Annotated in this window: 12 protein-coding genes and 2 tRNA genes; 10 read left to right on the forward strand and 4 right to left on the reverse strand. The window is 44.4% G+C overall.

The window, feature by feature from the left end; all coding sequences use genetic code 11:
- Window positions 1-255: 255 nt before the first annotated feature.
- A tRNA-Leu gene (locus AB1797_11085) sits at window positions 256-343 on the forward strand.
- A gap of 126 nt (window positions 344-469) precedes the next feature.
- On the forward strand, window positions 470-1,195 hold the full coding sequence (locus tag AB1797_11090) for a hypothetical protein (GenBank protein MEW5768145.1): 726 nt from the start codon (window positions 470-472) through the stop codon (window positions 1,193-1,195).
- A 41-nt stretch (window positions 1,196-1,236) separates the two neighbouring features.
- On the opposite strand, the gene AB1797_11095 is transcribed toward AB1797_11090, so the two are convergent.
- Complete coding sequence (locus AB1797_11095; protein MEW5768146.1) at window positions 1,237-1,383, reverse strand: hypothetical protein; 147 nt, start codon at window positions 1,381-1,383, stop codon at window positions 1,237-1,239.
- 69 nt (window positions 1,384-1,452) lie between these two features.
- Here AB1797_11095 and AB1797_11100 point away from each other — a divergent pair, with 69 nt between their 5' ends.
- The 4 genes from AB1797_11100 to AB1797_11115 all read left to right on the forward strand — a co-directional run bounded on the left by AB1797_11100 (window position 1,453) and on the right by AB1797_11115 (window position 4,398).
- Window positions 1,453-2,421, forward strand: coding sequence for an acetyl-CoA carboxylase carboxyltransferase subunit alpha (locus tag AB1797_11100; GenBank protein ID MEW5768147.1), 969 nt, complete (start codon window positions 1,453-1,455; stop codon window positions 2,419-2,421).
- Window positions 2,422-2,535: 114 nt separating this feature from the next.
- A complete protein-coding gene (locus AB1797_11105; GenBank protein ID MEW5768148.1) occupies window positions 2,536-3,543 on the forward strand; it encodes an NAD(P)H-dependent glycerol-3-phosphate dehydrogenase in 1,008 nt (335 codons plus the stop codon).
- Window positions 3,544-3,574: 31 nt separating this feature from the next.
- Entirely contained in the window at window positions 3,575-3,844 is a 270-nt protein-coding gene (locus AB1797_11110; GenBank protein MEW5768149.1) for an HU family DNA-binding protein, read from the forward strand.
- 221 nt (window positions 3,845-4,065) lie between these two features.
- On the forward strand, window positions 4,066-4,398 hold the full coding sequence (locus tag AB1797_11115; GenBank protein MEW5768150.1) for a MerR family transcriptional regulator: 333 nt from the start codon (window positions 4,066-4,068) through the stop codon (window positions 4,396-4,398).
- A gap of 3 nt (window positions 4,399-4,401) precedes the next feature.
- Here the strand turns inward: AB1797_11115 and AB1797_11120 are convergent, their stop codons facing one another.
- Window positions 4,402-4,566 (reverse strand): hypothetical protein, encoded by a 165-nt coding sequence (locus AB1797_11120; protein ID MEW5768151.1) that lies wholly within the window; start codon window positions 4,564-4,566, stop codon window positions 4,402-4,404.
- Between the two features lie 34 nt (window positions 4,567-4,600).
- Between AB1797_11120 and AB1797_11125 the strand changes: the two genes are divergently transcribed.
- Together AB1797_11125 and AB1797_11130 are read left to right on the forward strand one after the other, a co-directional pair.
- Window positions 4,601-4,679, forward strand: a tRNA-Pro gene (locus tag AB1797_11125).
- Window positions 4,680-5,077: 398 nt separating this feature from the next.
- A complete protein-coding gene (locus AB1797_11130; GenBank protein MEW5768152.1) occupies window positions 5,078-5,293 on the forward strand; it encodes a hypothetical protein in 216 nt (71 codons plus the stop codon).
- A 280-nt stretch (window positions 5,294-5,573) separates the two neighbouring features.
- On the opposite strand, the gene AB1797_11135 is transcribed toward AB1797_11130, so the two are convergent.
- Complete coding sequence (locus tag AB1797_11135) at window positions 5,574-5,969, reverse strand: type II toxin-antitoxin system VapC family toxin (GenBank protein ID MEW5768153.1); 396 nt, start codon at window positions 5,967-5,969, stop codon at window positions 5,574-5,576.
- Between the two features lie 3 nt (window positions 5,970-5,972).
- Entirely contained in the window at window positions 5,973-6,209 is a 237-nt protein-coding gene (locus AB1797_11140) for an AbrB/MazE/SpoVT family DNA-binding domain-containing protein (protein MEW5768154.1), read from the reverse strand.
- Window positions 6,210-6,783: 574 nt separating this feature from the next.
- On the opposite strand from AB1797_11140, the gene AB1797_11145 reads away from it, so the two are divergent.
- Together AB1797_11145 and AB1797_11150 are read left to right on the forward strand one after the other, a co-directional pair.
- Window positions 6,784-7,701, forward strand: coding sequence for a peptidylprolyl isomerase (locus tag AB1797_11145; GenBank protein ID MEW5768155.1), 918 nt, complete (start codon window positions 6,784-6,786; stop codon window positions 7,699-7,701).
- 7 nt (window positions 7,702-7,708) lie between these two features.
- Window positions 7,709-8,041 (forward strand): hypothetical protein, encoded by a 333-nt coding sequence (locus AB1797_11150; GenBank protein ID MEW5768156.1) that lies wholly within the window; start codon window positions 7,709-7,711, stop codon window positions 8,039-8,041.
- Window positions 8,042-8,173 lie beyond the last annotated feature (132 nt).

The raw sequence follows: 8,173 nt of genomic DNA on the forward strand, positions 1-8,173 counted from the left end.
TTATCTTCGTGCCCTTCGTGTTCTTCGTGGTTTTTAAAAGATGTGGGTAAGGATAAGCCCATCAAGGGAGGGGAAGCTCTTATGCCGACGCTGTCAGGACAAAAGGAGATGAAACTTAACCCATAGCACTATAATCTGTAATGAGCTTACTTTTTTAACTTGATTTTGAGTAGATACCGAGGAAGTTTGGGGAAAGGCTCTAAACTGCTTTTACAACAATTTTCCGAGAAACCCGTTTTTTTTAAGAAAAGGCTGGCCGGGGTGGTGGAATTTGGTAGACACGCATGGTTGAGGGCCATGTGGGAGTATTCCTGTACGGGTTCGAGTCCCGTCCCCGGCACCATCAGGTTGATTTCGGATTTCGGATTGCGGATTGCGATTCGCGAATCGCGGAATGCGGATTTTATCTTCCGCCATTAGTGCCTTCTGCAATCCGCAATCCGCAATCCGCAGGAGGAGGTTGAGTCGAATGAAACCAAGAGGGAGTTATTTTGGACTATTACTGACGGTCTTTCTATTCATAGCCCCACTGAGTCAAGCTGAGGCCGGTCTTGACCTGGTAACTATCCCCACCACAAAAACTCTTCTCAAAGGAGATATAGATATTGACCTAGAACTTTATGGCAACGGCGGGGTCTTGGTGAGGTCGGCCTTGGGAGTGACCAATTACCTTACCTTGGGGCTACCGATTGATATAAAGTACCTAATCGGACGAGAGGAGGTTGATATTGATTTGCCTATCCCTGTCTGGGCCAGGTTGAGACTTATGGAAGGTTTCGGACTGGTGCCGACCATTAGTCTTGGTTATGATCCGGCCGAGTATGGAGAAGAGGCAGCCGATACAGCGGAAGAAGGGGCCAGAGGCGCTTATTTAGCCCTGAGTTGGTTCTCCAAAGCCAAAAAGATATCTCTCCGTCCTGTCTTGGAGGTCCATGCCCCGGGTAAGGAGCCTGATTTTAATGAGGTAAGGGCAGCGGTGGGATTAGATCTGCTTTTAGGCAAGCGGTGGCTATTGCTGGCAGAGGCTGATCAAATTCCTTTTTACCAGGACCGGATAAAAGACGAAAGCCGGTTGAACGCCGGCCTGGGGTTCTTTTTCACCCCCCATCTTTTAGCCGGGATTCATTTCAATGACCTGAGGGAAGATAAACCTGAACGCCGGGTCAAGATCGAATATACCAGGGCGTTCTTTTAACTTTAGATTTCGGAGTAAGGTGAACCGTAAGCGTTCAGCCACTAAGGCACAAAGACACAACCTCGATCCTCGATCCTGGATGCTCGATTCTGGATGCTCGATCCTGGATACTCGATCCTGGATACTGAATCCTTTACCAGCATCGAAGATCGAGCATCGAGGATCGAGCATCGAGCATCCAGCATCATGTGCTGAACGGTTACGGTGAACCATCCCAAGATATTAAATCCGCCATTCGCTATGAGAAGAGGGGGAATATATCATTGGAACCAGGCATCCTTGATTTTGAGAGACCGATTGAGCAGTTAGAAAATCGGATAGCGGAATTGTCCCGATTCAGCTCAACGGAAAATATCGATTTGAGTGACGAGGTCACTCGACTTAAAGAGAGGGTAGTCGCTCTAAAGACTGAAACCTTCGCCAACCTCACTCCCTGGCAGCGAACCCAGTTGGCCAGGCATTCCAGAAGACCTCTCCTGAGTGATTATTTGCCCCGGTTGTTTACTAATTTTATCGAGCTTCATGGTGACCGTCGGTTCGGTGATGATTTGGCTATAGCGGCCGGTTTGACTAAATTGAATGGTAAGCCGGTGGTTATTATTGGTCATCGTAAAGGCAAGGACACCAAATCAAATCTGACAGTCAATTTTGGGATGCCCCATCCGGAAGGATATCGAAAGGCTTGCCGAATAATGAAGCTGGCCGAAAAATTCCACCGACCGCTTATCACCTTTATTGACACCCCCGGCGCATATCCGGGCCTGGGGGCCGAGGAGAGGGGACAGGCTGAAGCTATTGCCGTAAACTTAGCTACCTTATCTTCACTTCGAGTGCCTATTATTGTGGTCATTCTTGGCGAGGGGGGAAGTGGAGGCGCCTTAGGCATTGGGGTGGGAGACCGGCTCCTAATGCTTTCCAATGCCATTTACTCGGTCGCCTCCCCTGAGGCGTGTGCCGCTATCTTGTGGAAGGATCGGGATAAAGTTGAAGAGGCGGCCAAGGCATTAGCTCTAACCGCCAAAGATTTGTCCCAATTGGGAATTATCGATGAGATCATTGAAGAACCCTTAGGTGGGGCCCACCGTGACTATGACCTGATAGCCGAAAGACTCAAGGCATCAATTCTTAAACATTTAGAGGAACTTAGAAAACTTAATCTGGACGAGTTGATCCGGCAAAGGTATGAGCGACTTCGAAAGATAGGAAGATTTGAGGAAATCAGTTAACCACTAAGGCACTTCGTCTTGGTGCTTTAGTGGTAGAATGATCGAAAAATCCAGTAACCACGCAAAAAATCCTTGCATTATTTGGATGGGTGTGGTAATATGGCTCCGTTATAAATGGAAGATCAACGTATCACGGTGCTGGGGGCTGGTTCCTGGGGAACAACCTTAGCTGTTCTCTTAGCCGAAAAAGGTATTGATATCTGTCTTTGGGATTATGCGGCGGAACACATAAAGTCCTTAAAGGTAGATCGAGAAAATCAACGGTATTTGCCAGGGATTAAATTTCCTGAGCGAATGTCTTTTACTTCCTGTCTGGAGGAAGCGGTAAAAGATGTGGAACTAATTATTCTGGCTATCCCTTCGCATGCCGTAAGAGAAGTAATAAGGAGTTTGGCTGAGGTAAGAAGGAAAGATGTGTCTATCTTATCTGGTGTCAAAGGGATTGAACCTGAGACACAGCATACTCCCTCTCAGATTGTAAGTGAGCACCTTGGCCTCCGGGTAAAAGATAAGATAGCTGTTCTCTCGGGGCCAAGTCATGCTGAGGAAGTAAGCCGGAAGATGCCTACCGCCGTAGTGGTGGCCACCTTAAATCAAGCCTACGGTGAATTTTTACAGAATTTACTGGCTACGCCTACCTTCCGGGTTTATACTAATCCTGATTTGAGGGGGGTAGAATTAGCCGGGGCCTTGAAAAATATCATTGCCCTAGCCAGCGGGGTATCAGATGGCCTGGGGTTTGGAGACAACACTAAGGCGGCTATTATTACCCGTGGTTTGGTAGAAATAATACGATTGGGCGTGTCCCTGGGTGCCAAGGAGGAAACTTTCTTTGGTCTGGCTGGGATAGGCGATCTGGTAGGCACTTGCACCAGTCGGCACAGCCGAAATCGTCAGTTAGGAGAGATGCTGGGTCAAGGTTTGTCTCTTTCTCAGGCCCTAAAACGGATGACTCAGGTAGCGGAGGGAGTAAAAACAACTGAAGCGGCCTATAAATTGGCTAAAGAATTTAAGCTTGAACTGCCTATTACTGAACAGATTTATGATATTCTATTTAGAAAAAAGAAGCCTATGAAAGCAGTTACCGAGTTAATGCTTCGAGAACCAAGAGCTGAGGGATGAAGATCTGAAAAGGGAAGGAGGTGAAACAGAAGTGACCAAAGCAGACCTGGTAAACAAGGTAGCTGAGATAGGGTTAACTAAAAGGCAGGCAGGCGACGCGGTGGAGGCGGTTGTTGATGCCATAAAAGACGCCTTAGCTGCGGGTGAGAAGGTTCAGTTGATTGGTTTTGGCAGCTTTGAAGTTCGCAACCGCGCCGCTCGCCAGGGAAGAAACCCCCAAACCGGCGAGACTATCAGCATTGCGTCCAAGAAGGTGCCAGTATTTAAACCAGGAGGAGCCCTTCGTGAGGCAGTAAACTAAGGAGCAGATTTTTATCCTGGTCAAGTTAAGCGGCCGTGCCGCGATTTTTTCAGGACGCAGATTTTCGCAGATTCACGGAATAAAAGTCGGAAATCAGAATACAGCATACAGATAAAAAATCATTTTTTCTGTGCTCTGTGTTCTGTGCTCTGATTTTGAAGATCCTGAAAATCTGCGTTTATCTGCGTCCCTTTTTGAGTTAGCTGCAGGGAGTTGTCTGGATGTGTCTTCAGATTCCTGATAAATTGTTTTTTTCTATCAGCGAGGTTAGCGCCTTAACAGGCGTCAAGGCCTATGTGCTCCGTTACTGGGAGTCAGAATTTGATTTATTAAAGCCGGCAAAAAATGGGGCTGGACAGAGAAAATATCAGAAAAAGGATATTGAGCTTGTCTGTCGAATAAACGAACTCCTGCACCGTGATCTATATACTATTGCCGGCGCCAAAAAGCGATTAGCTGAAGAACAAACGGGTCAAACCAGGGAAGCCAGCTCAGACTTGTCGTGGGTGAGGAAAGAGTTGACAGAGATGCTGGAGATATTAGAAAATAATTAGTAACTATTCAGCCACTAAGGCACAAAGACACAACCTCGATGCTCGATGCTGGATGCTCGATACTCGATGCTGGATACTGGATCCTTTACCAGCATCGAGTATCGAGGATCGAGCATCGAGTATCGAGGATCGAGCATCGAAGATCGAGCATCGAGCATCCAGCATCATGTGCTGAACGGTTACGTTAATTAAACATTGATGCCGGGGCGTGGCGCAGCTTGGTTTAGCGCACCAGCATGGGGGGCTGGGGGTCGCTGGTTCGAATCCAGTCGCCCCGACCAATCTAAACATTGCGAATTTTGCGGGCAGTTTGTTTGCTCACTTACCCCGCCTGCGGCGGGGCTTTGCTCGTAGTTCCTTTGGTAGATAGAGGGGTATTTCAAAGTTTTATTGGGGTCTTTAGACCTTATCCCTATATTACCCACTATAATCCGTGATGAGCCAAAATAACAGAAATTTTATCGGAAGGAAGGTTTAAAGAACTATATGGCAGTTATTGAAAAATCTATTCGTTTAGTAGGCTCAAAGGGAGAAAAAGATATATTGGCTCTGTTGTAACTACTCAAAACTAAGTTAAGCAGTTAGTTGGGAGACAAAGCAAACAGACTTAGCTCGTGAACTTGAGATTGCCCTTCCTTTACCTGAACCAATGGAGTTTGGGAGAGCAAAAGAAGGCGAGATGGCAACAGCTACCGAAAGGGTAAGTCTTAACTTTTACATCAATGGCTTACGTTTCTTTGATGAATTTATGCTGATTCCCAACTTTTCAGAAGAGGCTATTATCGGAGCCAAGACCCTTCAGGCTTGGCGGATGAAGCTTGATTTTGAGCATGACGAAGTAATTATCGACCCCCGGGTGACCAAACTACGGTTGGTCTCTCTAAAAATAATGTAACTATTCAGCCACGGAAGAGACACTGAGACACGGAGAATGATTTTAGAAAAAGCATTTACAGAGCAAATAATTGGGTCAGCAATATCAAGTTTTTGCGTGGTCTAAATTTTGAATGACAAAGACCTCATTAAGAGACTTGTCCTTTAGATTTTTCTGAGTGTCTCTGTGTTTCCGTGGTGAGGTGAACGGTGGCGAATTTTGGATTTATGATTGCGGATTTGAGGAAAAATCTGTGTTTCATCTGTGTGTATTTGTGGCTAAATAATTACCATAAAATTTACTAAATCCATAAAATCTTTACTTCGTTTTCTATTTCTTTAAACTCTTTATCTCCGGTTATAATCTCTCCTTTATGGAGTTTTGCTAAAGCGGCAACAAAGCAATCCGCATAGGAAATTTTTTTAGTGGCTTTAAAACGAGCAGCTTCTTTAGCCAGATGTATATCTACATCAACTATTTCTATGGGAAGCGTTTGAATTATTTTTTCAATCTCACCAGCTTTATCCTCCCCACATTCTCGTAAGGTAATATAGTAAACTTCTCCAAAATTTACTGAAGTCATTAACAAATAATTATCTTTTTCTACTGCAGTAACGAAAAACTCTTTAACCTTTTCAAATCCCGCCTCTCTTTCTAAAAAAACCAGAAGGCCATATGCATCAAGCACTTTTCTCATAGATTAAGCCTCTCTTTCTTTATCCCTTAAGCGTTCTTCAAGGAGCAATTTTGATAATTTCCCTTTAGTCTGTAAAACACCAGCTATCTTTTCAAAATATGCAGATGTTATAGGCTTGATCATCAACCCCTCGGCCTTTTCTTCAATATATAGTTTAGTGCCTCTATTTATATTGAGTCGTTTTCTTATCTTTGAGGGTATTACAATCTGTCCCTTTGCAGTTACAACTGTGGTAATCATAACCTATTCCTCCTTTTCACAAAAAGGATACCATATAAAATAGAGTATGTCAAGAATTATTTTTCTTACTTTTTATAATAGTAATACTATTTTCCTTCTTCCTTTTGATACTAAGTTGTATTCAAGAGGAGTCAGAAGACAGAGGACATGCTTCTTTGCCTCCTGCTGTTTTTGGGGTTGTGGTTATTGCTTTTAATCCAATTATACCACAGGAGGCAGGAATTTGCAAGTAATTTATTTGCAGTTAATTACATCTCTTGTTTTGGCTGGCCGAGCATTTTCATGAAGGATAACTTTTAACTCTAATTAATCAAGGCTGTTTTGCAGATTCTGGAATTATCAGTATGAGTTGGGGGTTCACTCTCACTAAACTCAATTACCGAGCACCGATTACCTGATTAGCCGGGTAGTTATCTTTGATGATCCGGCAAAAAGTCCAGATGGGACAAAAGCCAGTGGCAAAAATTCGACTTTTTGCCTAACCGTCATCTTTCACCTAAATTTTATGATTGACCGCTAAGAGCAAAGATGGTATAATGGGACGCGATCAAATAAATACGAAAGGAGATAGATTATGAAATTCAAGGTAGCCCTTCTGGGCTTAGGTATGTTGATTATTGGCTGCAATAAAGCCGGCGGGGAGGATAAGATTCTATCTCAGGTCAATGATGAAGTCTTAACTCTGGAAGAATTTAATCAGCGAATATCGGAACTCCCTCCTCAATATCAGAGTATACTTGAAACGAAAGGGGGATACGAAGAGCTGGTTGACCAATGGATCAACACCAAGCTCCTGGTCGAAGAGGCCGAACGAATGGGCATAGATAAGCGAGAGGATATCCACAAGAAACTGGCTGAGATCAGAGATCAGATTTTAGCTGACGAAGTAATAAAGGCTCAGATCTTAAATGAGGTGGCCATTGACGAAACCGAAGTTGAAAAATACTATAAAGAGCATAAAGAAGACTTTAATCCCCAGGTTGAGGTTCGAGCCAGACATATCCTGATTAGAGTCGATGAAAATGCGGATACTCCCACCATAGACAAGGCTAAAAAAAGGGCAGAGGAAATCTTACCTGAGGCCAAAGCCAAAGGCGCTGACTTTGCTGAGCTGGCTAAAAAATACTCGGAAGACCCAATGGCTGAAAAGGGAGGTGACCTGGGGTTTTTTTCAAAGGGTCAGATGGTGGAGGAGTTTGAGCAAGCGGCCTTTGCCCTGGAAGAAGGTGAAATCAGTGATCTGGTCAGGACCAGATTTGGTTTCCATATCATTAAACTGGAAGAAAGAAGAGGGGCCTCTCCCAAAGAGCTTGAGGAAATTAATCAAGAGGTTAAAGAGGCCGCCCTTCAGGCCAAACGAAAACAGACCTTTGACCAGCTTATTGAGAAGTTAAAACAGAAGACCAGAGTCGTGCGGAATATACATCTACTGAAGGCTCCAGAACCAACAGAGCCTAAGGAGAGTAAAGGCGAAGGTGAGGGGAAGGAGTAGGGCGTTTATGGGGCCAGTAACTATTGATCAACCCTCCAAAATAACATCCAGGAGTGTGGATAAAAACATCACTATTTTGAACCTGGGGCACGGGAAATATCTTTTCAAATCCCCTTTTCCTGTAAATATCGTGTTCGAAGATGATGTCTACATTGCTTCCTCTTATGACTTGAATACGTTTGGCTCTGGGGAAAGTGAAGACGAAGCACTGCGCGACCTTTGTGAAAGTGTTATAGAATATTATGAACACCTGAAGGCCAATCACAGTAATCTGGGCGCTCTTTTAAAGCGTGATTGGGATTTCCTGTCTCGAATGATTGTCGAGGTTGAACGCAATTAAATAAAAGGGCATCGTTTCAAAATGCTGAAATAGCAGCTTTACACTTTTAGCAATTTTAGGCAATGTGTGCAGCAAACATAAACAGCCTTTTCCCGCTCTGAAAGCCAGTTTGGGACTTTTTTGTGTTCCGGT

This window comes from bacterium (assembly GCA_040753085.1).
GTDB lineage: Bacteria > UBA9089 > JASEGY01 > JASEGY01 > JASEGY01 > JASEGY01.